This is a genomic window from Allosphingosinicella sp. (genome assembly GCF_036387615.1).
GTDB lineage: Bacteria > Pseudomonadota > Alphaproteobacteria > Sphingomonadales > Sphingomonadaceae > Allosphingosinicella.
The window spans coordinates 14,627-36,678 of record NZ_DASVTH010000064.1 but is presented as its reverse complement, the minus strand read 5'-3'; the positions used below and the strand labels follow the sequence as shown (position 1 = coordinate 36,678).

The window sequence follows — 22,052 nt, the reverse complement described above, 5'->3', positions numbered from 1 at the left end:
CTCTCGCGCGGCTTCCAGCTTCTCTCGGCCAACGTCACTGTTCCCGGCGCTTCGAGCGAGCTTGCCGCGGGGCTTCGGGAGGAGGGCTCGAGCCGGACGTTTGCGGCCTGGCTTGCCTCCCAGCCGACTCAATTGGTCGATCCCGCCTTGGAGCGGATCGAGGTCCGGCTGGAGGAGCTCGCGCTATGCCTCGACGACGATACCATCTTGCCGTTGCGGCGGCGGTTGGACGAGGCCCTCGGCGCGACGCCTGCACGACGCGCACTTATTCTCGACGGCTTGGAGGTCGAGACGGGACGCGCGCTCACCGACGCCCGGAGGCGCGGCGCCCTGGTTTCCGATCTTTCGATCCTGCTCGCAGAAGTCAGTGCCGCCGGGCTCCCGACGAACTCATACGAGCGCGGCCTAGACGGACTCGACACCGCCTCGCTCGAACTCAGACTGGCCCAGGCTCGCGAGACGCTCACAGCGCATCGCGCCGGGCTGGCTGCGGCTGCAAGGCGCACTGCCGTCCTCGCAGGGCTCGCCGGCCTCGGGTACGAGGTAAACGAGGGCATGGCGACGATGTTCGCGCAGAACGGAAAATTGGTGCTCAGGAGCGCGACGCGCCCTGACTATGGCGTCGAGGTGAGCGCGGTGGGCGGAGCCGAGCGCATGCAGATGAGGGCTGTGGCCTTTGAGGCGGGTGGGAGGGGTCCCGATCCGGCGCGTGACCGCGATGCGGAGACAATCTGGTGCGGCGACGTGTCGACACTTCAAGACAGGCTCGCGGAGGTCGGCGGCGGCCTGCGGATCGAGCGAGCGCTTCCTGTCGGCGCGACGCCTTTGAAGCGTATTGCCGTCGACGGGACTGTGCCGCCAGCGGGCGCCGAGGTCCCTGTCCTGCGCGAGCGCACGCTGCGCTGAGGTCTAGCGCGCCGGCCGCCAGCCCGCGCCCGCGGCCTTCGTGGTCGAGCAGAACCATCGCTCGCCGCGTCTCTCGTCAACGCGAACGGCCCCGTAGTCGCGCGAGCCGGGCAGATGGTAGATCCTGGTGCCTTTCGCGTTCACGTTGCCCTTGATCGGGCAGCGGGGGTTGGGGGGCGGCGCGGCGCCTGCCGCCTCGGGGCGCTCCCGCCTGTACTCGGCCGGCGTCTCGAACCCGGTTTTCCAGATGCCGCGTCGCGCCGAGCGAGCGCGCCCCTCGGCGCCGACGTATGCGGAGCTGTAGCGGCGATAGGCGGTCGCCCATCCCGCCTCGGCGAGGGCGGCAGCCACGTCGGCCCCGGCATGGTGACACACCGCCACCCTGCGATGGTAGCGACCGCGATCGATCTCACGGCATTCGACGCGTCGGCCGTCGAGCCGTGTCCGGAGCCAGCCGGCCGCCAACGTGCCGCAGGCTACCGGCGCCGTCTTGGGCCCGCAGCGCTGGGAGAGCTCGGGTGCATCCACTCCCGACAGACGGACCAGCTCGGTCCCGACCCGGAGCGTGTCGCCGTCGACGACATGAGCCGTGCCCGAGAACGTCGCCGACGCAGCTATCCCAAGCCAGAGGCCAAGCATCGCCGTCTCCCCCATCTGGTCTCCCCCGGTGTTCGCGGTATAAGTTGCTCTGGGACAATCACAAACGGCTTGCGGGGGCACGGCGCATGGTGACGACGAGGCAGTTCACGAAGGGCGTCGTGCGCACGATGCGTGCCATGGATCGCGCGGCGAAGCAGGCGGAGCGCCAGCGCGTTGCGCAACAGCAGGCGCTTCACCGGCAAGCCCATCTCGACGCCTCCAGCCGGGCTGCCGCCGAATACGAGGAGATCATCGGCGCGCTCACGGGTGCGCATCGGACGGGGCTCGTGAGCCGCGACTGGCGCGCAATCGCGACGTCACCGCCCGTTCCGGATCCGGTTCGGCGGAACGACGAGGAGCTGGCGGCCGAGGCGCGGCTCTCGGCGTACCGGGCGGGCTGGATGACGCGTGTCCTCGGCCGGGAGGAGCGGGTGCGGCAGGCGCTCCAGGATGAGATTGTGAGTGCCCGCGCGCGCGACGATGCAGCACATTCCGCCCAGCAGGCCGCGGCAGCACGACGGAATGCCGAGATCCGGACGGCACAGCGGGTCGTGGAGCGTGATCCGGATGCGATGGTCCGGGTGCTTGAAGAGCATAGCGCTTTGGGGGCGCTTCCCTTCTCCGTAGAGGGCGTTGACACGATGTTCCTGGACGGGCGCGTTATCGCGGTGGTCGATGGGCTCGACCTTGAGGACATGCCCGAGGAGAGTATCACGCTGCTCAAATCCGGCAAGGCATCGGTGAAGTCGCTCCAACTGGGCAGGCGCTACGAGATTCACCGGGACACGATTTGCTCCGCAGCCGTCCGTGTCGCGCTCGAGTTCCTTTCGGTTCTTCCAATCGATGAGGTCGAGGTGCTGATGCTGACGGACATCCTGGACAGGGCGACCGGCCACATCGAAGCGAGACCGGTGCTGCACCTCCGGGTTGCCGCCCAGGCCGTGCGCGCTCTCAACCTCGCCCGCACCGAGGCACCCGCCCTTGTGGAGCGGCTGGGCGGGCACAAGGACTGGAGCAAGCGAGAGGGCTTTCGGGCCCTGAACCCTGCTGCATTCGGCATCGACCTTGCGGCGTGAGTCCGATCAGGTGACTATAGCGCGCGGCGCAGCTGCGCTGCCGTCAACGCAGCTAAGGATCGATCATCTTGAACAGGGAGACAAGTTGATGAGAGCGTTCGTTCTAAGAATGGCGGCCTGCCTTGCGCTGCTGGGCGTAGGCTCGGCTGCGCAGGCCGCTTACGTGACCAGCTCCACTCTGAACTGCCGGTCTGCACCGCGGACGACGGCGAGCGTGCTGTCGAGGCTCTCACGTGGCGAGGAGGTTTCCATCCTCTCCCGCTCGGCCGGTTGGGCGTACGTCGATCCGGCAGCAGGCGCCGCTTGCTGGGTCTCCTCGCGCTACGTTGCCGAGGAGGCGCCGGTGCGAGGAGCCTACGGTAGCCCGACGTACTCCGGTACCCGATCCTCGGCCAGGCAGTCGCTCGCGGGGAGCTCTACGCGGGCGTCCGGCAGCCGTGCACGGTCAGGCACCAGGTCCACGGCTCGGCAATCTCTTGCGGGGAGCTCAACGAGACGCAGATCCAAGGCGTCGAGCCGCGGCTCACGTGCTCGCGGAGGCAGCAGCGTCGGCGGATCCTGCCCCTGCAGCGGGAGCAACGTTTGCGTCGGGCCGCGCGGAGGGCGCTATTGCATCACGAGCGGCGGCAACAAGCGGTATGGAGTATAGGAGGGCGTCGAAGGCGCCGTTCGGCGCCTAAGTGTTCTGGCCCGCCTGCTACGCCAATCTCTGCCCAAAGTTCTGCTCCTCCTGACTAGCCGATTGTGGTGAAAAGCGGCCCGTCCACTTCCAGGTGCACATAGGCGGAGAGCAGACGTTCGCTCATGCCAAGCCGAGGGCGGCTTAGCGCCCATGCCGGACGCTCAAGCCAGCCTCGACGAATGGCAGCTCTGACCCAAAGTCGGTCATTCAGGGGCGCTTTGCCGCACCCCGAAACCGGACGTTAGTTCATGCTGCCTCAAGTCGCAGCTTCTGGCCGGGAGCGGAAAGGCAGGTTTCGAGGGAGCGGACTGCGAAATCTGCCATTCCGCTATGGACCCCATTGCGGTGGTACAGCGTCGCTGCAAGGAGTGCCAAAAGCAAACTTCGATCCCCAAGAGATTCCCGTGTCCGACGATCCCGCAGTACATGTTCCGTCCACCGCTGCTGCAGCAGCTCCGACGACCGACGTTGCGATTCCGCTCGACGTCGTATCGGGGAAGCCCGGCGGCACGGTCACGATCCGCCCCGGCATCACCACCCTTGTCGGGCCCAACGGCAGCGGTAAGACGCGGGCCCTGCGGTCCATCCAGCAAGCGCTTCGCAATCGCGGTGCGGAAGCCGCCCACGTCCGATTTCTTCCGGCGGGGCGTACCGGCCCTATCGACCGCTTCCGCGCGGCGATCGATACCCCCGGTGTAGGTTCGAACCAAGGCGAGGCATTTTACGGACACGTCGACTATCGCTCCAGCTGGTACGAAATTGAGAGCGTCGTGGGCGACCTGATGAATCTCGATCATCGTCCCGATTTGCGGATAAAAGTCGAAACGCGGCTGCAACAGCTCTTCGATCGCGGGATCGACTTTCAGTGGAGTCAGCGAGGACTCAGAGTGTCATTTACCGCCATGTCCGGCAACGCTCGCTATCAATCCGGGCTCGAGGCGAGCGGCATTACCCAGCTCGTTTCGCTCCTAGCCGCGATCTACGACGACACGATCGGCACTCTCATCGTCGACGAGCCCGAGATCTCGCTTCACCCGCAGCTTCAGGCGTTCATCTTGGAGGAAATGGAATCGGTCGCCGGCGACTGGGCCGATCCGGGCAAGAAGCGGATCATAATTTCGACTCACTCGCCTTCGTTCCTGCCCCTCAGTTCGCTCGCCGACCTTCCCGGCATCGTTTTCTTTGGTGGCGACGCAGATTGTCGCCAGATTGATCCTGTCGACGGCCTGCTCCAATCGTCGAAGCTCAAAGAATTCGTCGCGCGCACGAGCCTGTCGCACCGGCAGGCGCTGTTCGCCGAGCGCATCCTCCTGGTCGAAGGGCCGAGCGACGAGATCGTCGCGGCACGCACCGCCCGGCGTCTCGGCCTGAAGATTGAGGCGCGAAACACCCAAATCCTCCCCGCGCTCGGGAAGGGCGAATTTCGCGAGGCAAGGAAGCTCTTTACCAAAGTCGGTATGCGGGTGACTGTGCTTGCCGATCTCGATGCCCTCGCCGACGACAACCGCCTTGTGAACGACTTCAGCGGAGCGGACGGGGCGGTTGCGACTGCTAACGCTATGGGCCACCCCTCACTCATCGACCTCGACGGCAAACTGCGGTCCGAACTGGCCGGGCTAATCGCCGAGAACACCGCGGCGATCGACGCGGTGGTCGGGGCCTATCCCTACTGGTCGGACAAGCAGGACCCAGATGTAAAGCGTCGGCGCTGCACGCTCGCCCAGCTCCTGACTGACCCCTCCACGTTTACTGGTGAGCTTGGGGCCAAGATGACGGCGCTGGCTACCCGCTACCGCGTGCTGCTTGACGGGCTCGAACGCGTCGGCTGCTTTTTTCTCCGCCGCGGCGCGATCGAGAACTACTACGCCGACTCCTTGAGCGGCACAGGCAAGCCCGCGCGCGCGAGCGCCGAGGCCGATCGCCTCGCCGCGCTGACGCCCGCGCAGTTGGCGGTCAAGTATCCCGAACTCATCCGCGCGCTGCGCTGCGCGGCACCCGGGCGCGACATCGACGAAAGCGTACTCCTCCGCGGCAAGCTGGCGGCGGCTCTGGGCGCCATTTTCCAGTCCATGGAACCCGGCTCAACCGATACTCAGATCGAGGCCATGGCGATCTCAGTCCTGCCGGCAATCGGAGGACTCTTCACCTTTCACAACGCTTCGAGTGTCAACCAGCTTGCGGTGCGCGTCGAACTTCGTTCGGAGATTTTCAACCTGACCGGATTTCCCCTGACGGTTGCGAGGAACGACAATCTCAATGACGCGGTCGGCCAAGTCCAACCCGGCTGATCGTCCACGCCCGTTCCAGTGAACGGCAGCTTTTGGAATAGAGTGGCAGCCTCCCGAATGGCCGAGATGGGTGCTTTCTCGCCCTACGGTGCCGATGAACGAGCGTCCGATTGCGGGTAATCGCAAAAGCCGCGTGAACGACCGCTATTGGGTCTTTCCGGACCACACGCCGTAGAACGGGTGGCGGCTGTCCTTCCACGCTCTTGGAAGCAGACCACCAAGAAGCGCTTGCAGGCCTCGAAAGGCGATCCGAGACGCCAGCTCAAATTCCGGTGACGACTTCCTCCATTGCCCGGATACGCATTGGTCGAGCGCCGTCTCGGAAAGAAGACGCAATACTGCGCTAAACGGGGTTGGTCCGGTCCGCCGACACTCGAGTAGAGCACCGAAAACGGCGGAAGAACCCGATTTCCGAGACCCTGCGATAGGCGGACTAAGTCGTTTTGACCAAGCAGTTACTCTCGCTCGGTTGCCACGAGGGCCTCTCAGTCTGCGGATTTCAGAAAAAGTGGTGCCCAGGGACGGGATCGAACCGCCGACACTGCGATTTTCAGTCGCATGCTCTACCAACTGAGCTACCTGGGCATGTCCGGGCGACGCGGAAGCCGGGCCTATAGAGAAGCGCGCTAGCCCCTGTCCAGCCCGTCCCCGTCCGGAAAGTCCGCGCCCAGATCCTCGGCGGGCGGACCGGGCACGGCATAGGCGTCGCCGAGCCAGTTCAGCAGGTCGCGGTCGCGGCAGCCCTGGCTGCAGAACGGGCGATGCGCGGCCTCGGCGGGCTTGCCGCATAGTGGGCAGGCGCCGCGGCGGCGCGCTTCAGATCGGGCTGCTGTGGACATGGCCGGCGGATATGGCGAGCCGCGGATCGGCCCGCAAGGCGATCGGCGCGCCGAGGCTGCGGCCCAGCCGGTCGAGCCAGTCCGGCCGCGCCTCGATTCGCTCCACGACCCCGGGCGCGGCGACGAGCACGCGCTCCCCGCTTCCCCGGTCCCGCTCGGCGCGGCGAAGCAAAGCGCGCGCCGCGGCCCCGGCCGGGTCGCCCTGCACCCGCTCAGGGACCGAGACGCGCGTCCGCCTGCGGACCAGTTGCAGGAACCCGAAGCCGTTCACCGCCGTGCGCTCGAATGGTTGCGGCAGCACGGCGTCGAGCGCCGCCGCAGCCGCCTGGCGGTCCGCCTTTCCTTCCAGGGTGGGCAGGTCGATCCCGATCGAGCCGCCGATGCCGAAGCGGCGTATCGCCCGTCCCGCCGCCGCCGCTCCGGCGCGCGCGAGTTCGGCGGCTGGAAGCGCGCCATCGACGTCGAACAGGGTCATGGCCGGCGTGAGGCTCATCCGCAACGCGCCGCCTGGGAAAGCGATCTCTCCGCTGGCCGCCTCGTCCAACAGCTCGGACCAGCCCGCCGCCTCCAGTCGATCCGGCCCGTGGGCACCGACCATGGTCACCGGGTCATCCGTCGCGCGGACACGCTGCTCCAGCGTCGGCCCGGAACGCGGGTCCTCCTGCGTCAGCCGCGCCTTGGGAAGCCGCGCCCGGCCCGCCTCCGGCACCGCCTCCCGCACGATCTCCACGCGAACTGCCGCTCCCTCCGTCACCCACGCGGCGAGCGGCTCCAGCAAAACCTCGGCCCCGTCCCCTGTCTGAACGATGCCGCGCTTGCCCGGGACCAGGATGGCCGCGAGCCGGCCCGCCAGCACCGCCCCGGCGCGAAGCTCGTCCGGCCATTCGATCGCGGCTTCGAGGATGGTGTCGCCTTCGACGAGCGCGGCGCGGTTCTCGCCGATCCCGGCCTCGTACAGCCATTCAGCCAATCGGATATCCCGCCGCGCGGAGCAGGGCGCGGGTCTCGAACAGCGGCAGGCCGACCACACCCGAATGGCTGCCGGAGATCATCCGCACCAGCGCCTCGGCCCGGCCCTGGATCGCATAAGCGCCCGCCTTGCCCCGCCATTCGCCCCTTCGGAGGTAAGCCTCCAGTTCCTGCGGGTGAAAAGGCTTGAACGCGACGATCGTCGTCGAAAGGCGTCGGCGCGCCCGGCCGTCCTCGCCGATCAGAGTAACTGCCGAGAGAACCCGGTGCCGGCGTCCGGACAGCAGCGACAGCGTCGCCCGCGCTTCCGCCTCATCCTCCGTCTTGGGCAGGATGCGCCGGCCCGCCGCTACCACCGTGTCAGCCGCCAGCACCAGCACACCGGGCGGCTCGCCCGCGGCGACTGCAGCCGCCTTCTCGTCCGCCATGCGCACGGCATAATCGGCAGGCCGCTCCATCTTGCGCGGCGTTTCATCGATGTCGGCGGGGATCACCGCGTCGGGCGTCACCCCGATGCGGGCCAGCAGATCGAGCCGTCGTGGCGAAGCTGATGCAAGAAGGAGCCGCATCACCGCGCCTCCGCGCGTCGGATCAGGACGGGCCGGGTCCGCCGCGGCCCGGCATGAAGCGATAGGTGATCCGGCCCTTGGTGAGATCGTAAGGCGTGAGCTCCACCAGCACTTCGTCGCCAACCAGCACGCGGATGCGGTTCTTGCGCATCTTGCCCGCGGTGTGGCCGAGAATCTCGTGATTATTCTCGAGGCGGACGCGGAACATGGCGTTGGGCAGCAGTTCAACGACCTGCCCCCGCATTTCGAGAAGTTCTTCCTTGGCCAAACAAACCTCTTAGCTAGTCGCGCGCAAAGGGCGCTGCGGCGCGAAGCCCTTAGCCTTCCTTCCTCCGAAAGGGAAGCTTGGCGGCGGCCCAGCCGGTCAGCTTGGCGCAAGGCTGCGCGGATTAGGAACAGCCGGAGCCCCGATGAGATCGATCCCGTGAAGCTTCCAGCCATCGCCGCCGCGATCTTCGCGTCGGTGCTCCTGCCCACATCCGCCGAGGCCGCCGATCCGCCCGACGAACTGCGCGTGCAAGGCCCCGCCGAGGCGGTGGGCGAGGATGCCGCCGAATATGCGCGACTGTTCGGGGTCACGCAGGCCGAGGCGGCCTCTCGTCTGCAGGCGCAGGAGGCGAGCGTCGGGGCGACCGACCGCCTCCAGACCGATCATGCGGATCGTCTGGCCGGGATCTGGGTCGAGCACGTGCCGGACTACCGCATTGTCGTGCTTTTGACCGGGGCCGAGCCGGTCCCCGGCCGGACGATTGTGGCGGGCGGGCGCAGCGTGCCGGTGAGCTTCGAGACCGGCGCAGCGGCGACCCGCGCCGAAGTCATTGCGGCGTTGCGAAGCGCGCAGATGGCGATCCGCGAAGCCTTCCCGCGCGCCCAGGGCATGGGCTTCGATCCGCGCACCGGATCGCTGGTGCTGATGATCGCCGAGGCGGACGGCTGGGCCGACGCTACGGAGGACAGGCGCGCCGAGCTCGAAGCGCTGACGGGCGTCCCGTCCCGCATCCGCCTGCTCGGTGCGGAGGACCGCGACACCGCGCTTGGCGGCGAACGACTGGAAGGCGTCGACCCGCTGGACGGTCGCCGCCGGGTCTGCACCACCGGGTTTCTCGTCACCGACCGGGTCCGTACCGGGCTCGTCACCGCCGCCCACTGCCCCGACAGCCTGTCCTATCGCGACCCCGGAGGCGGCGAGGTCCCGCTTGAGTTCGTCGGGCAATGGGGCGTCAGCTACCAGGACGTGCAGGTCCATGTGGGCGAGTTGGGCCGGCGCCCGCTCTTCTATGCAGGCGCGGGCCGCAGCTCCGCCCGCACCGTCACCAGCTGGCGCAACCGCACCAGCACCCGCGTCGGCGACCTCGTCTGCCATCGCGGCGAGGCGAGCGGCTACAGCTGCGCTCCCGTGGAATATATCGACTATGCCCCGCCCGGCGATCTGTGCGCAGGGCCATGCGCGCCGGTCTGGGTCGCGGTCTCAGGCCCGCGCTGCCGGCCCGGCGACAGCGGCGGCCCCGTCTTCCTCGGCACCACCGCCTTCGGCATCGCCAAGGGCGCCAACAGCCAGGCCGGCCGCTGCACGCTCTATTATTATATGTCGACCGATTACCTGCCGGAGGGCTGGTCGCTGCTGTACGATGACGGCCGCGGGGCGACCCGCTAAAGCCGCACAGGAGCGCGGCTGTGCGCCCACCCCTTTTTAGAGCGCCAGTCCGCCTTGTGCCCCCTTCTGGTGGCTCACCCGCGTCTCCACGCGCGACGCCTTCTTGACCGGGCTGATCAGCGGCGGGAGCTTGGGTTTCAATCCTTGGAACAGCTCGGCAAGCGTCACGAACTGGAGCGCGGGGAAGCGGCCGAACTCGGTCTCGATGGTGGGGTGTGACGCCGCTTCGGCGAGCATGCCGCGGGTCGGCATCGACTTCATCACGAACAGGCCGAAGCGGTGCTTGTCGCGCTCCATCACGCGGCCGAGATCGCGGACCATATTCGGGTTGACGATGTCGCCCGCCTTGACCGAAATCACGCCGGTTTCGACCCGGCCGCCCTCCGCCAGGTGATTGAACCAGCCGTCGACGCCTTTGTCGCCGCCCTTCTTGTCGCGCGGGAAGCCGCCGACCTGCCAGCACACCCATTGCTGGAACTGGTGCGGATCGTCGGCCGCGAGCTTCTCGGCGGAGGCGAGGTCGCGCGGCACGCCGACCGTCTCGAACTGGATGCCGGGATAGCCCTGACGCATCCGATCCTCGATCATGCCGATCGCGAGATGGGTGATGTCGATCCCGATCCACTGGCGGCCGAGCTTCTCCGCCGCGTCCACGGCGGTGCCGCAGCCGCAGAACGGATCGAGCACCACATCGCCGGGGTTAGACGAGGCGGCGATGATGCGTTCGAGAAGAGCGCGAGGCTTCTGGGTGGGGTAGCCGAGAGCGCGATCCACCTTGGAATGCGGCTGTACGGGAAGGATGTCGCTCCAGTCGTTCTGCAAAGCGACGCCAGGCATTTCATCCAAGTACCGCTTCTGCCTTGGAACCCTGCCGGGCGCGGTTTGCACGATTTGCCCTTCTGCGTACATCCTCTCCATCCGCTCCTGGGAAAATCGCCAGTAGCGTGTGACGCCAAGAAACTCGTAATGTGGGTTACGCTTGGCAGGGCTAGCTCCTCCCGGAGCAGTGATATCACCTAAGAAGTACCGCCGGCCTGTGTCGGGCTCGACATGCCTGCCGAATTTTTCAACGTAATCGTCGGTGTAAGGTGTGTAGAGCCAATTGAAGGTCCATTCGCGGGACTTCGTATAGAAGAAGATAATGTCTCGGATGTTGCCGTATTGCTTTCGGCCTTGTGCGGCATCGTTGTGAGCTGTTTGTCGCTTCCAGCTGATCTCTGACCGGAAGTTTTCCCCCCCGAACACCGCGTCCAGCACCAGCTTGAGGTAGTGCGACGCCGTCGGATCGCAGTGGAGGTACAGGCTCCCGGTCGGCTTGAGGACGCGGTGGAGTTCGACTAGCCGCACCGCCATCATCGCCAGATAGGCCATGAGCGGGTTCTCGCCGAGCGCGGTGCGCATCGCTTCCATCATCACCTGGAGCGGGCGGTTGGTCCCGCTCGCGATGTCGAGCAAAGCCTCCTTGGCGCTGTCTCCCCAGGTCCAGGTGTCGTCGAACGCCTCGATGCTCGCATCCGCCCCGGCGCCGGACGCCGCCTTGAACAGGACGTTGTAGCCCGCGTTCGAATTGAACGGCGGATCGAGATAGATGAGGTCGACGCTCTCATCCGGAATGTGATCGCGCAGGACTTGGAGATTATCGCCGTAGTAGAGCCGGTTCATGCGCGGAGCATGGCGGGCTGTGGGGCGCGGGGCAAGGTGGCGGCGAAGCCAAACGCGCAGTCAAAAGCTGAAGTCGACGCCGAGGAAGGGTGCGTGGCCGACGCGGTCGGGGGCGCGGTCGCGGATGGTTTGCTGGCGCAGGTAGCCGAGGCTGAGTTCGACGGGCCCGAACTCCCGCTCCACACCCACGAACGTGCGAAGCGCCGTGAATCCGGTCTGGCCGCCGCGTTCGGCGGCGCGCAGGGTGAAGAAGCCCTCGGCGTTGCCGGCCAGCGACCAGCTGCTGTTTCGGAGCGGGAGAGACGTGCCGACCCGCTGGCGCAGGCGCCAGGCGGTGCGTGGATCGTCGGATAGGGAACGCTGTTCGAGCCGGGTGCGAAGGCCGAGCTTGCCGATGCCGTAGGACACTTGCTGGAGCAGGCGCGTCTCGTGGCCGGGACCCTGGTGGCGGCGCTCCGCACCCAGGCTGAGCTTCACGCCATCGGCCACCTGCCGGCCGAGCCAGAGGCGGGCATAATGCGTGTCTCCTCCCGCCGCATCGGAGCGGAAGCGGTGCGCCGATTCCAGCTCCACCGAGGTCCGCGCATCGAGCTTGGTCGACACGCTCGGGTTGAGCCAGAATTCAAAGCCATCGTCGGCCGCGGCGGCGGGCGCGCAGGCCAGCAGCAGCATGGCCGGCCCGGCGAGGCGGACCAGCTTGGTCGTCATGTGGAATAATCCTGTCGAAATGGGTGGGAGCGCCGCCGGTGGGGGCCGGCGCTCCCGTCAGGGGATCAGGCCTCGGGCATCTTCGAGCTGTGGAGATGGTCGATCCACCAGCGGCCGCCCTGATATTTGTAGATGAAGGAATAGCGGGCCTTGACGTCCGTCTTGGCGCCGGTCTGCGGGTCGGTGAGGGTCACCGTCCAGGTGCCGACGCGCGACGCCTTGTTGCAGCCGAGCTGGACGGTGCTGGTGTCGATCCGGCCGACCGGCGAGGCCTTGAGGAAGCCGACGAAGTAATCGCGGACGCCGGCGGGCGTGGTTCGGGGCTGGTTGGAAACGGTCGGGAGCAGCACCGCGTCGGGCGCGAACAGGGCGGTGACCCGGTCGGGGTTCTTGGTCGCCCAAGCCTGGTTGAACATGTCGAACTGCCGCTCGACCGCAGCCTGCGTGACCGGGGCGCAGCGCTGGCTTTTGCCCGGACCGGACTGAGCGGCCGCAGGCGCCGCGGCCGTCAGTGCTGCCGCCAAGGCGAGCAGGGCAAGCGGCGCGGCCGAACGGCGGGCCGGAAAGCGGAATGGGCGAAGGCTAGGCGAAGTCATGCAACGTCTCCTCTTATCGAACCGAAGTTGATCGGAGATCCGCGTGATGACGCAGGCTTTGAAAGCCGGGCCTGACAACATCGGATCATCCGATGCGGTCCGACATCACGAGTGCGTCAGCCTGGAGGTGACACGCTCGCCAGAGGGGCCCGGTCCGCGTGGGCGTTTCTAGCGGGGGCGAAACGATCGTGCAAGGCCTGCGCGCTGCGTCGGACAGGGAGAAGCCTGCGTGATTCAAGCGGCAGCGGCGCGGGATAAATCCGCGTCGTCGGTCGGGTTGGCCGAGGGCAAGCTCGGCCACCCGCCGGCCGGCCTTCGGCTTGCCCGCGCCTAAGCATCGGCTCGCGTGGCGAGCCGATGCTTAGGCTTTGGGCCTCAGGCGCCGCCGCCGGCCAGCGCCGCCAGCAGCAGCAGGGCGACGATGTTGGTGATCTTGATCATCGGGTTCACCGCCGGGCCGGCCGTATCCTTGTACGGATCGCCCACGGTGTCGCCGGTGACGGCGGCCTTGTGGGCTTCCGAGCCCTTGCCGCCGTAATTGCCGTCTTCGATATACTTCTTGGCGTTGTCCCAGGCGCCGCCGCCCGAGGTCATCGAGATAGCGACGAACAGGCCGGAGACGATCACGCCGAGCAGGAGCGCGCCGAGCGCGGCGAAGCCCTGCTCGCGGCCGGCGATGGCGGCGATGATGAAGTAGACAGCGATGGGAGCGAGCACCGGCAGCAGCGACGGTACGATCATCTCCTTGATCGCCGCCTTGGTGACCAGATCGACGGTCCGGGCGTAATTGGGGCGGCTGGTGCCGTCCATGATGCCGCTATTTTCGCGGAACTGATTGCGCACGTCGATCACCACGTCGCCCGCCGCGCGGCCGACCGCGGTCATGCCCATCGCACCGAACAGATAGGGCAGGAGCGCGCCGAGCAGCAGGCCGACGACGACGTAGGGGTTGGAGAGGGAGAAATCGACGCCGGCCGGGCCGATGCCGAGCTCGCCCGCATATTCCTGCAGGTCGGTCGTGTAGGCGCCGAACAGGACGAGCGCGGCGAGCGCCGCCGAGCCGATCGCGTAGCCCTTGGTGACCGCCTTGGTGGTGTTGCCGACCGCGTCGAGGGCGTCCGTGCGGGTGCGGACATCCTCTTCCATGCCGGCCATTTCGGCGATGCCGCCGGCATTGTCGGTGACCGGACCATAAGCGTCGAGCGCGACGACCATGCCGGCGAGCGCGAGCATGGCGGTGGCGGCGAAGGCGATGCCGATCAGGCCCGCGAACTGGTAGGAGACGATGATCCCGGCGCAGATGACGATCGTCGGCATCGCGGTCGATTCAAGACTGATGGCGAGGCCTTGGATGACGTTGGTGCCGTGGCCGGTGGCCGAAGCCTTGGCGATCGAGCGGACCGGGCGAAAGTTGGTGCCCGTATAATATTCCGTGATCCAGACCAGGGCGGCGGTGACGGCGAGGCCGACCAGGCAGGACCAGAACAGGTCCATGCCGGTGAAGCCGCCGGCGACTGCGGTGCGGGCGACCTGGCCTTCGACTTCCGGACCGGCCGCTTCGCGCGCGCTGCCGATCACGGCGTTCATGTCGCCGAGCGTCTGCGCCATGACGTAGTAGATGGCCGGGATCGACAGGATCGCGGTCACCCAGAAGCCCTTGTAGAGCGCGCCCATGATCGACTGCTTGGAGCCCAAGCGCACGAAATAGGTGCCGATGATCGACGTCAGGATGCAGACCCCGCCGATGATCAGCGGCAGGCTCATCAGGCTGGTGAGCTGCGCTGTGGTGCCGGCGACGAGGAGAGCGATCAGCACCATGGTGGCGCCGACGGTGACGACATAGGTTTCGAACAGGTCCGCGGCCATGCCGGCGCAATCGCCGACATTGTCGCCGACGTTATCGGCGATGACGGCGGGGTTGCGGGGGTCGTCCTCGGGGATTCCGGCCTCGACCTTGCCAACCAGATCGGCGCCGACATCCGCGGCCTTGGTGAAGATGCCGCCGCCGAGACGGGCGAAGATGGAGATGAGCGACGCGCCGAAGGCGAGGGAGACGAGCGCGTCCACCACGTCACGCTTATCGTCGGCTGAGCCGAGGTCAGCGCCGCCGACTTCGACAAGGTAGTAGAACAGGCCCGCAATCGCGAGCAGGGCGAGGCCCGCCACCAGCATGCCGGTGATCGCGCCGGCGCGGAAAGCAGTGGTGAGGCCGCTCTGCAGGCTGACCCGGGCGGCCTCGGCGGTGCGCACGTTGGCGCGCACCGAGATGTTCATGCCGATATAGCCGGCGACGCCCGAGAGGATCGCGCCGATCAGGAAGCCGATCGCTTCGGTCAGCCCGAGGAACACGCCGACCAGCACCGCGACCACTACGCCGACCATGGCGATGGTCGTATATTGGCGGCCGAGATAGGCCTTGGCGCCTTCCTGGATCGCGCCGGCGATGTTGATCATCTTCTCGTTGCCCGCCGACATCGCGAGCACCTGGCGGCTGGTGATAATGCCGTAGAGCACCGCGGCGAACCCGCAGGCGATGGCGATCAGCACGACGTTCATTCACTCTTCCCCTGTTATCGGCGGCCTGCGCGTGCGGGCTCCGGTCCGGGCGAGGCTAGGCAGCCCCTCAAGCGAACGCGCCCGGAGATGGCGCGAGGCATTAGGTTGGTTGGCGAATGGTTGCAACCGTTTGAGGCCTGCCGGTTGCAGCGGGGCAACGGGCGTGACAGGCACGCCACAGCTTACCCGGCGTGGTGCTCCCAGCCGAGCGGCCCGTCATATCGGACCGGAGCGCCCCGATGCGCTAGTCGGAGCCCCGAACCCGCGCGCATCCGACCAATGGACGTGAGCGGCAGGCCGACGCGCGCCGAAACGGCAGCGATCGCCTCCACGTCGGTAGCCGTGAACAGGAGCTCGTAATCGTCCCCGCCAGTTGCGGCAGCGAGCAGAGCGGGGAGATCGTCACCGCAAGCCGCCCTGTATTCAGCCGAGAGCGGCATGGCATCAAGGTCGATCTCGACACCGAGCCCGCTCGCCTCGGCCATCCGGCGAGCATCGATAAGCAGCCCGTCCGACACGTCCATCATCGCGCTCACCAACGTCGCGAGCGCCTGGCCGGCTGACAAGCGGGGCTGCGGGCGGCGATAACGGTCGAGGAGCGCCGGGCTGTCCATCTCGCCGCGCGCTGCACGTAGGCCCGCGTCCGCATCGCCGATCGTGCCGGACACCCACAGCGTGTCGCCGTCCCGGGCTCCGGACCTGGAGGGCACCGGCCCCTCACTGCGCCCGATCGCGGTCAGGCCGAAGCTGCGCGGGGTTCCCGCTGGAACCGAGACGGTGTCGCCACCGAGAAGCGGAATGTCCAGAACCCGGATCGCCTCGCCCAGCCCCCGCACGAACGCCGCGTCCCGGTCGGCGGCGCCGCTCAACGTGTAGCCGGCCAGCATGCCGATCGGCACCGCGCCCTTGGCGGCCAAGTCCGACAGGTTCACCGCGACCAGCTTCCACGCGACATCCTCCGGCGGGTCGTGGGGCAGGAAGTGGACGCCCTCCACGATCATGTCGTGAGTGAGGATCAGATTGTTCCCGCCGAAGGGCAGGATAGCCGCATCGTCGAGAAGGCCACGGGCGGCAGGATGGGTGGCGAGCGCGCGCAGGGCAGCGATAAAGGCCAGCTCTCTTGATCCTCCCCGGAACGGGGAGGGGAACCGCTCGGCCAAGCCGAGTGGTGGAGGGGGCTCTTCGCCCGCGCGGTGGGTCTCGGGGCCCCCTCCACCAGGCTGCGCCTGGTCCCCCTCCCCGTCCCGGGGAGGGTTGGAAGTCATCCCCGCACGTCCTTGGCGACGGCATCCAGCAGCCCGTTCACGAAAGCCGCTTCCTTGTTGTCGTAAAACGCTTTCGCGACATCGACATATTCGGAGATCGCGCTGCCGGTCGGCACGTCGGGGCGCGCGACCAGCTCGTAGGCGCCCGCCCGCAGGATCTGCAGCATCGGCTTGTCGAGCCGGGCCAGCGACCAGCCTTTGGCGAGCCTCGCCGAGATCAGCCCGTCGAGCTCTGCCTTCCGCGCAGACGCGCCGCGGACGAGATCGTCGAAGAAATCGACCTCGGCATCCGCATATTCCACGTCCTCGATCGTCGCGCCCAGGCGATGATGGTGGAACTCGTGGAGCAGCGCGGCGATCGGCGTCTGCTCCATCTCCTGTTGATACAAGGCCTGCACGGCGGCAAGGCGGGCGGCGGAACGGGAGCGGGAACGGGTGGGGGACGCCATGGGTGGCGGGCAATAGCCGCTGCCGCCCCGCAGCCCAACCCCCTTTCGGCCGAAGCCCGCTTGCGGCAGATTATTTCAAGGCCGTTGTCGATCCGCGGCCGGCTGGCACGTCTGGGGAGATGAAGGGCGGCAATAGTGCGGCCCGCCCGGCCCGAGGAGGGGCGATCCGATGAAGTACATGCTGATGATCTTTGAGGACGAGACCGTCTACGGCACCGAGCAGAACAGCCAGGCGATGCAGGACATCATCGGCCAGCACATGGCGTTCGGCCAGAAGCGCGGCGACCGAATCGTCGGCGGCGGCGCACTGCTGCCGACGGCGACGGCGACCACCGTGCGCACCGAGGCCGGATCGAAGACGCTCCACGACGGTCCGTTTGCCGAGACCAAGGAGCAACTGGGCGGCTTCTACCTGATCGACGTGCCCGACCTGGACGCCGCGATCGCGATCGCGCGGGAAGTGCCGATCAGCAAGAACGGTTCGGTGGAGGTGCGGCCCTTGCTGACGATGGATGCGGACGCTTGAAGGATCGGTGAGGGCTGCGGGCGCGCGGGTCACCGCCGCGCTCGCCGCTCGCTACCGCGACCTCGACATCGCCGAGGAGGCGTTCGCCGAGGCCTGCGCCCGCGCCGCCGCCGCATGGCCCCAGATCGGGGAGCCCTCCGATCCGGCCGCCTGGCTGTACCGCACCGCCGACCGCGCCGCGATCGACATGCTTCGCAAGCGCAAGGTGCGCAGCCGGCTCGCCCCCGAACCGGAGGAGATCGCCGACGTGGACGAGCCTTGCCCGATCCCCGACGATCGGCTGCGGCTGATCTTCGTCTGCTGCCACCCTGCGGTCGCTCCTGATGTCCGCGCGCAACTGACGCTGCGGCTGGTCTGCGGCCTTTCCACCGCCGAGATCGCGCACGCCTTCCTGCTGCCGGAGCCGACGGTCGCGCAGCGGCTGGTCCGCGCCAAGCGCAAGATCGCGGAAGCCGGCGTGCCGTTCGAAGTGCCGGGACCGGCGCATTGGCCCGAGCGGATGGAGGCGGTGCTGTGCACCCTCGAGATCGCTTATTCGAAGGCGCACGAGGACGCGGCGGGCGCTGGGCCGCATGCCGGCTACGGCCCCGAGATGATCGCCCTCACGGAGCTGCTGGTGGACTTGCTTCCGGGTGAATCGGAGGCGCTTGCGTTTGCCGCCCTGGTCCGCTTCGCACAAGCCCGGCGACCGGCCCGCGTGCGTCCGGACGGCGCGATGGTGCCGCTGTCGGAGCAGGATCCGGCGCTCTGGGACCGCGGCCTGATTGCCGTCGGCGATCGCCTGCTCAGTCGGGCTCGTCAGGCGGGGCAGCTTGGCCCACGCCTCCTGCAAGCAGAGCTTCACGCCGCCTGGTGCGCGCGCCGCAGCCTGGACGAGCCGCCGCCTTGGCCCCGCGTGCTGGCCACCTACGACCGGATGCTGACCGTGCGCGACGATCCCGTCGTCCGCCTCAACCGTGCGGTGGCGCTGGCGGAGGTCGCGGGGCCACTCGCCTCGCTCCGCGAAGTCGACGCCCTCTCCTGTGCGCGGCTCGAAGGTTTTCTCCCCTTTCAGGCGGTCAGGGCCGGGCTCCTGAGCCGCTTGGGCCGAGTTGCGGAAGCACGGCAGGCCTATTCGGCGGCGCTGGCGCTCGGCCCGGGATCGGCCGAGCGGACCTGGCTGGAACGGCGCCGCGCCGAGCTGGACCTCACCAGTGCATCGTCAGCCGGGACTTGAGACTTCGGCTGGAGAGCTGGTCTCCTCGATAAAGTCGCGGATGGCCGCGATCACCGCCTCCGGCTTTTCCCAGGGAATGAAATGGCCGGCATCCTTCTCGATCACGATCCTGAGATCGGGGACGAGCAGGTTGAGGTTTTCCAGCTGCACCGGCAGCAGCGCCTTGTCCTTCAATCCCCAGATCAGCAGCACCGGCATCTTGGGCGTCGGGAAAAGCGGCGACATGGTCCAGAGCGGCTTGTGCGCCTTTTCGCCCATTTCCGGCACTTCGATCTTGGACGCGCGATACCAGTTCAGCATCGCCGCCATCGCGCCCGACTGAGACCAGTCGTGGAGGTAGGCCTCCCGCTCCCGCTCCGAGATCAGGCGCAGGTCGACATGCGGGCTGAAGGTCTTCTCGAAGAAAGTGTCGTAGCCCATCGCCGCGATTGCTTTCTCGAAATGCGGCTTGCGGAACGCGCTGATGTACTGGGAAGCGGCGCGCTGGGCTTCGTCGTCGATCACCGAGCGCTGGAAGACGAGCGGGTGCGGCGCGTTGACGATGACGAGGCGCTTGATCCGGTCCGGATGCTTGAACGAGGCCGCCCAGGCCGCCGCCCCGCCCCAGTCGTGGCCGACCAAAGTGAAGGTCTCGAGGCGGAGCGCGTCGGCGAGGGCGATCAGGTCCGCAACGACTTTGTCGGTCCGATACGCCTCGACCTCTTCCGGCTTGTCCGATCCGCCGAAGCCGCGCTGGTCGGGCGCGACGACGTAGAAGTCGCGCTCCAGATTGTGGAGTTGATGGCGCCAGGTGCGGTGCGATTCGGGGAAGCCGTGCAGGAAGATGATCGGCTCGCCCCCTTCCGGCCCGCCAAGCGCAACCTTGAGCGTGACGCCGGTGCTGAGGCCGATCCGGGTGGTCTGGAGTTCGCTCATGGATAGCTGACCGTCTTGGGGGTGACGACCGGGAGCGGGATGCGTTCCGCCCCGTCGTCCGGCACCAGCGGGAAGCGTTCGGCGCGCCAGTCTTCCTTGGCCTGGTTGATGCGGTCGCGGCGGGAAGAGACGAAGTTCCACCAGACGTGGCGCGGGCCATCGAGCGGCGCGCCGCCGCAGAGCATGACGTGGGCGCCGCGCGCCGAGCGCAGCGTCGCCGCGAGGCCGGGGCGCAGGACGTACAGAACCGCCGGCTCGAGCGTCAGGCCGTCAAGCGTCGCGTCGCCTTCGGCGACATAGACCGCGCGCTCGTCTGCGAGCGGGTCCAGCGGGAGGCTCCCGCCGGGCTCCAGCGCGATGTCGGCATAGATTGTCGGGCTGTGCTGCGTGACGGGCGAGGTCTCGCCCCACAATGTACCCATCACCACCCGAGCCCGCGCACCCGCGCCTTGGATCAGGGGAAGGCTGCCGCGCGGCACATGCTGGAACGTCGGGTCGATCTCCTCCTTGTCGCTCGGCAGTGCGAGCCAGGTCTGGATGCCCGACAGCTCCGGCCCGCCGGCGCGAAGGCCGGCCGGCGAGCGCTCCGAATGGACGATGCCGCGCCCCGCCGTCATCAGGTTCACCGCGCCCGGCTCGATCACCTGGCGCGTGCCGAGCGAATCGCGATGCTCGATCGCGCCCGCGAACAGGTAGGTGACGGTGGCGAGGTTGATGTGTGGGTGCGGTCGCACGTCGATGCCTTCGCCGGGCGGAAGCTGGGCCGGCCCCATCTGGTCGAAGAAGATGAAGGGCCCGACCGTGGTTCGCTCCTTGTGCGGCAAAGTCCGGTGCACCTTGAAGCCGCCGAGATCGTGGCTGACGGGGCGGAGCGTCTGAAGGAGAAGATCGTCGGGCATTCGCCTCCCTTAGCCCCGCCTCACTCGACCCGGAAGCTGGTCACGATCAGCCGCGCCGGGCCGGTCGCGTATACGCCGTGACCGTAGCCGTCGCCGCCGCCCAGCACGAAGCCGACCTGGTCCGCCTCGGCTAGCGCTTCGCGGAAGGCCGCCGGCTGGGTTCGCGCGCTGGACGTCATCACGGCCGTCCAATTGGCGTTGAGCGGCGCCACCATGATGTGATCGCCCGGGGTGATCGGCGAGTGGGTGGCGAAGGTCGCATACCAGCGGAAGGTCTCGAACGGCCCACGCGCGCTCCAATTGTCGCCGGCGCGCTGGAAATAGAGGGTGATCATGGACGGCAGGGCGGGATTGCTCCTCGGCACGATCGTGACGCCGGGCGCGGTGACGACGCGGTAGCGCATGACGATGCGGCGCTTGCCCGCCAGCGAGCCGTGCGGAAAGGTGACGTAGTGGGCGCTGCCGGGCGCCTGCGGCAGATCGATGTAGAAGCTTCCCCTCGGCCCCGGCGTGGGATGGAGCGGCATGCCACGCGAGCGATTGCGGCCGCGAACAAACGGCCCGATCGTCCACTCGCCCCCACTCTGCTGGTAGGCGGCAGCGCTCGCGCGGGACGCCGTCCAATCGGCGCCGGGAACGGCAAGCGTGAGCAGGATGGCGGCGGCGGCGCGGAATTGCATCGATCAGCTCCTCAAGCGAACTGACCCGCCGTGACCCGGCAGGCGTTTCTGCGGCCTGAACTCGAAAGGCAGCTATTGTTCAGGCAAAGCGGGAGCCCCGGCCGCCGACCGGGGCTCCACCTATTCGACAGGTCGCCTCAGCTCTGCTGGGACGTCGCCATCGGCCGGTAGAAGCTGATCACCGTCCGCCGATATTCGGGCGTGAACTCCGGATTCGCGCTCGCCTCGAAGCGCGGCGCCTTCGCCATCTGCTCCTTCGTGATGTCCAGGGCGTAGCCGTCCTTTTCGACGTCATAGTCGAGCAGTGGCCAGGGGAGCGGAAACAGCGCCGTGCCCAATCCCATCGTGCCACCGAACGACATGATCGCGTAGGCGACGCGGCCGGTATATTTGTCGACCATGAAGTTCTTGATGTGGCCGAGCGTGGCCCCATCACGATCGACGACCGCCGTGCCTTCGACTTTGTCCGACGAGATCAGACGCACATTTTCGTCGGTTTCCAGGCGAAGCTCGAAATCGTCCTCGGTCTTGCCCTTGCGGTTCAGCAGGGCGGCTCCGGCCGCGGCCGCCGCAAGGCCGACGGTGGCGACGCCGACGCCAATGCCGAGCTTGTTCCAATTCCAGACCGGCTTGTCGCCCTCGGCATCCAGCGGTTGCCGGTTCTCCTCTTCCTCGAACAAGGTCGCCGCGACGTCCCCGTTGGCGGAGAGACGGACGGTGTTGCCCTCGATCGCGGCAATCAGGCCCTTGGACAGGTAGTGATGGTGGTCGGCATGGCGACCCGGCGGGTTCGACGCCTTTGTGAGCTTGATACGATCACCCTCAACATGATCGACGACGCCGACATGGACGCCGTCGGCGCCGATGACGTTCATATGTTCCTTCACCTGGCTGATATCGGCCATTGGTTCATTCTCCTCTGCTGGGTTGGTGAGTCCAACGCGGAGAGGACGGGTTG

Annotated in this window: 22 protein-coding genes and 1 tRNA gene; 7 read left to right on the top strand and 16 right to left on the bottom strand. The window is 67.6% G+C overall.

The annotated features are described in order from the left end of the window. A partial coding sequence (locus VF631_RS14630; RefSeq protein WP_431851057.1) for a hypothetical protein occupies nucleotides 1–906 on the top strand: 906 nt, incomplete at its 5' end. A 3-nt stretch (nucleotides 907–909) separates the two neighbouring features. Here VF631_RS14630 and VF631_RS14625 read toward each other — a convergent pair. After that, nucleotides 910–1,560, bottom strand: a complete 651-nt coding sequence (locus VF631_RS14625) for a thermonuclease family protein (protein ID WP_431851056.1) — start codon at nucleotides 1,558–1,560, stop codon at nucleotides 910–912. Between the two features lie 71 nt (nucleotides 1,561–1,631). On the opposite strand from VF631_RS14625, the gene VF631_RS14620 reads away from it, so the two are divergent. The 3 genes from VF631_RS14620 to VF631_RS14610 all read left to right on the top strand — a co-directional run bounded on the left by VF631_RS14620 (nucleotide 1,632) and on the right by VF631_RS14610 (nucleotide 5,591). Then, a complete protein-coding gene (locus VF631_RS14620) occupies nucleotides 1,632–2,621 on the top strand; it encodes a hypothetical protein (RefSeq protein ID WP_431851055.1) in 990 nt (329 codons plus the stop codon). Nucleotides 2,622–2,709: 88 nt separating this feature from the next. Then, entirely contained in the window at nucleotides 2,710–3,270 is a 561-nt protein-coding gene (locus VF631_RS14615; RefSeq protein ID WP_431851054.1) for an SH3 domain-containing protein, read from the top strand. Nucleotides 3,271–3,707: 437 nt separating this feature from the next. After that, the gene (locus VF631_RS14610) at nucleotides 3,708–5,591 is read left to right on the top strand and encodes an ATP-dependent nuclease (protein WP_431851053.1); all 1,884 of its coding nucleotides are present in this window, start codon (nucleotides 3,708–3,710) and stop codon (nucleotides 5,589–5,591) included. A gap of 509 nt (nucleotides 5,592–6,100) precedes the next feature. Here VF631_RS14610 and VF631_RS14605 read toward each other — a convergent pair. From VF631_RS14605 to infA, 5 genes are all read right to left on the bottom strand, one after another. After that, nucleotides 6,101–6,176: transfer RNA gene (locus tag VF631_RS14605), tRNA-Phe, on the bottom strand. Nucleotides 6,177–6,217: 41 nt separating this feature from the next. Then, complete coding sequence (gene yacG, locus VF631_RS14600; RefSeq protein WP_431851052.1) at nucleotides 6,218–6,430, bottom strand: DNA gyrase inhibitor YacG; 213 nt, start codon at nucleotides 6,428–6,430, stop codon at nucleotides 6,218–6,220. Beyond that, nucleotides 6,408–7,400 carry a ribonuclease gene (locus VF631_RS14595; RefSeq protein ID WP_431851051.1) on the bottom strand — a complete coding sequence of 331 codons (993 nt, stop codon included), beginning with the start codon at nucleotides 7,398–7,400 and terminating at the stop codon, nucleotides 6,408–6,410. The genes yacG and VF631_RS14595 overlap by 23 nt, the downstream gene beginning before the upstream one ends. Further along, nucleotides 7,393–7,968 carry a Maf family protein gene (locus VF631_RS14590; RefSeq protein WP_431851050.1) on the bottom strand — a complete coding sequence of 192 codons (576 nt, stop codon included), beginning with the start codon at nucleotides 7,966–7,968 and terminating at the stop codon, nucleotides 7,393–7,395. Before VF631_RS14590 ends, VF631_RS14595 begins: the two co-directional genes overlap by 8 nt. Nucleotides 7,969–7,990: 22 nt before the next feature. Next, complete coding sequence (gene infA, locus VF631_RS14585) at nucleotides 7,991–8,236, bottom strand: translation initiation factor IF-1 (protein ID WP_431851049.1); 246 nt, start codon at nucleotides 8,234–8,236, stop codon at nucleotides 7,991–7,993. A gap of 156 nt (nucleotides 8,237–8,392) precedes the next feature. Here infA and VF631_RS14580 point away from each other — a divergent pair, with 156 nt between their 5' ends. Then, the gene (locus VF631_RS14580; RefSeq protein WP_431851048.1) at nucleotides 8,393–9,622 is read left to right on the top strand and encodes a hypothetical protein; all 1,230 of its coding nucleotides are present in this window, start codon (nucleotides 8,393–8,395) and stop codon (nucleotides 9,620–9,622) included. Between the two features lie 36 nt (nucleotides 9,623–9,658). Here the strand turns inward: VF631_RS14580 and VF631_RS14575 are convergent, their stop codons facing one another. The 6 genes from VF631_RS14575 to nusB form a co-directional block, all read right to left on the bottom strand. Then, nucleotides 9,659–11,284, bottom strand: coding sequence for a DNA methyltransferase (locus tag VF631_RS14575; RefSeq protein WP_431851047.1), 1,626 nt, complete (start codon nucleotides 11,282–11,284; stop codon nucleotides 9,659–9,661). Nucleotides 11,285–11,344: 60 nt separating this feature from the next. Then, nucleotides 11,345–11,992 carry a DUF2490 domain-containing protein gene (locus tag VF631_RS14570; protein WP_431851046.1) on the bottom strand — a complete coding sequence of 216 codons (648 nt, stop codon included), beginning with the start codon at nucleotides 11,990–11,992 and terminating at the stop codon, nucleotides 11,345–11,347. Between the two features lie 65 nt (nucleotides 11,993–12,057). Next, nucleotides 12,058–12,588, bottom strand: a complete 531-nt coding sequence (locus VF631_RS14565; protein WP_431851045.1) for an SgcJ/EcaC family oxidoreductase — start codon at nucleotides 12,586–12,588, stop codon at nucleotides 12,058–12,060. Nucleotides 12,589–12,963: 375 nt separating this feature from the next. Then, the gene (locus VF631_RS14560) at nucleotides 12,964–15,144 is read right to left on the bottom strand and encodes a sodium-translocating pyrophosphatase (RefSeq protein ID WP_431851044.1); all 2,181 of its coding nucleotides are present in this window, start codon (nucleotides 15,142–15,144) and stop codon (nucleotides 12,964–12,966) included. Nucleotides 15,145–15,326: 182 nt separating this feature from the next. Continuing rightward, nucleotides 15,327–16,409, bottom strand: coding sequence for a thiamine-phosphate kinase (gene thiL, locus VF631_RS14555; RefSeq protein ID WP_431851043.1), 1,083 nt, complete (start codon nucleotides 16,407–16,409; stop codon nucleotides 15,327–15,329). Further along, nucleotides 16,406–16,858, bottom strand: a complete 453-nt coding sequence (nusB, locus tag VF631_RS14550) for a transcription antitermination factor NusB (RefSeq protein WP_431851042.1) — start codon at nucleotides 16,856–16,858, stop codon at nucleotides 16,406–16,408. Before nusB ends, thiL begins: the two co-directional genes overlap by 4 nt. A gap of 169 nt (nucleotides 16,859–17,027) precedes the next feature. Between nusB and VF631_RS14545 the strand changes: the two genes are divergently transcribed. Together VF631_RS14545 and VF631_RS14540 are read left to right on the top strand one after the other, a co-directional pair. After that, nucleotides 17,028–17,384 (top strand): YciI family protein, encoded by a 357-nt coding sequence (locus VF631_RS14545; RefSeq protein WP_431851041.1) that lies wholly within the window; start codon nucleotides 17,028–17,030, stop codon nucleotides 17,382–17,384. Further along, on the top strand, nucleotides 17,371–18,600 hold the full coding sequence (locus VF631_RS14540; protein WP_431851040.1) for an RNA polymerase sigma factor: 1,230 nt from the start codon (nucleotides 17,371–17,373) through the stop codon (nucleotides 18,598–18,600). The genes VF631_RS14545 and VF631_RS14540 overlap by 14 nt, the downstream gene beginning before the upstream one ends. Here the strand turns inward: VF631_RS14540 and VF631_RS14535 are convergent. The 4 genes from VF631_RS14535 to VF631_RS14520 form a co-directional block, all read right to left on the bottom strand. Beyond that, nucleotides 18,586–19,515, bottom strand: a complete 930-nt coding sequence (locus VF631_RS14535) for an alpha/beta fold hydrolase (protein WP_431851039.1) — start codon at nucleotides 19,513–19,515, stop codon at nucleotides 18,586–18,588. The genes VF631_RS14540 and VF631_RS14535 overlap by 15 nt on opposite strands. Then, nucleotides 19,512–20,414, bottom strand: coding sequence for a pirin family protein (locus VF631_RS14530; RefSeq protein WP_431851038.1), 903 nt, complete (start codon nucleotides 20,412–20,414; stop codon nucleotides 19,512–19,514). The genes VF631_RS14535 and VF631_RS14530 overlap by 4 nt, the downstream gene beginning before the upstream one ends. Before the next feature lie 20 nt (nucleotides 20,415–20,434). Beyond that, the gene (locus VF631_RS14525; protein ID WP_431851037.1) at nucleotides 20,435–21,094 is read right to left on the bottom strand and encodes a hypothetical protein; all 660 of its coding nucleotides are present in this window, start codon (nucleotides 21,092–21,094) and stop codon (nucleotides 20,435–20,437) included. Nucleotides 21,095–21,231: 137 nt separating this feature from the next. Beyond that, a complete protein-coding gene (locus tag VF631_RS14520; protein ID WP_431851036.1) occupies nucleotides 21,232–21,999 on the bottom strand; it encodes a DUF2171 domain-containing protein in 768 nt (255 codons plus the stop codon). Nucleotides 22,000–22,052: the final 53 nt, after the last annotated feature.

What these genes read in the sequence shown, in the direction of transcription:
- VF631_RS14625 (WP_431851056.1), bottom strand. Translation starts at nt 1,560, where the DNA reads ATGGGGGAGACGGCGATGCTTGGCCTCTGGCTTGGGATAGCTGCGTCG.
- VF631_RS14620 (WP_431851055.1), top strand. Translation starts at nt 1,632, where the DNA reads ATGGTGACGACGAGGCAGTTCACGAAGGGCGTCGTGCGCACGATGCGT.
- VF631_RS14615 (WP_431851054.1), top strand. Translation starts at nt 2,710, where the DNA reads ATGAGAGCGTTCGTTCTAAGAATGGCGGCCTGCCTTGCGCTGCTGGGC.
- yacG (WP_431851052.1), bottom strand. Translation starts at nt 6,430, where the DNA reads ATGTCCACAGCAGCCCGATCTGAAGCGCGCCGCCGCGGCGCCTGCCCA.
- VF631_RS14590 (WP_431851050.1), bottom strand. Translation starts at nt 7,968, where the DNA reads ATGCGGCTCCTTCTTGCATCAGCTTCGCCACGACGGCTCGATCTGCTG.
- VF631_RS14575 (WP_431851047.1), bottom strand. Translation starts at nt 11,284, where the DNA reads ATGAACCGGCTCTACTACGGCGATAATCTCCAAGTCCTGCGCGATCAC.
- VF631_RS14570 (WP_431851046.1), bottom strand. Translation starts at nt 11,992, where the DNA reads ATGACGACCAAGCTGGTCCGCCTCGCCGGGCCGGCCATGCTGCTGCTG.
- VF631_RS14565 (WP_431851045.1), bottom strand. Translation starts at nt 12,588, where the DNA reads ATGACTTCGCCTAGCCTTCGCCCATTCCGCTTTCCGGCCCGCCGTTCG.
- VF631_RS14560 (WP_431851044.1), bottom strand. Translation starts at nt 15,144, where the DNA reads ATGAACGTCGTGCTGATCGCCATCGCCTGCGGGTTCGCCGCGGTGCTC.
- thiL (WP_431851043.1), bottom strand. Translation starts at nt 16,409, where the DNA reads ATGACTTCCAACCCTCCCCGGGACGGGGAGGGGGACCAGGCGCAGCCT.
- nusB (WP_431851042.1), bottom strand. Translation starts at nt 16,858, where the DNA reads ATGGCGTCCCCCACCCGTTCCCGCTCCCGTTCCGCCGCCCGCCTTGCC.
- VF631_RS14545 (WP_431851041.1), top strand. Translation starts at nt 17,028, where the DNA reads ATGAAGTACATGCTGATGATCTTTGAGGACGAGACCGTCTACGGCACC.
- VF631_RS14540 (WP_431851040.1), top strand. Translation starts at nt 17,371, where the DNA reads ATGCGGACGCTTGAAGGATCGGTGAGGGCTGCGGGCGCGCGGGTCACC.
- VF631_RS14535 (WP_431851039.1), bottom strand. Translation starts at nt 19,515, where the DNA reads ATGAGCGAACTCCAGACCACCCGGATCGGCCTCAGCACCGGCGTCACG.
- VF631_RS14530 (WP_431851038.1), bottom strand. Translation starts at nt 20,414, where the DNA reads ATGCCCGACGATCTTCTCCTTCAGACGCTCCGCCCCGTCAGCCACGAT.
- VF631_RS14525 (WP_431851037.1), bottom strand. Translation starts at nt 21,094, where the DNA reads ATGCAATTCCGCGCCGCCGCCGCCATCCTGCTCACGCTTGCCGTTCCC.
- VF631_RS14520 (WP_431851036.1), bottom strand. Translation starts at nt 21,999, where the DNA reads ATGGCCGATATCAGCCAGGTGAAGGAACATATGAACGTCATCGGCGCC.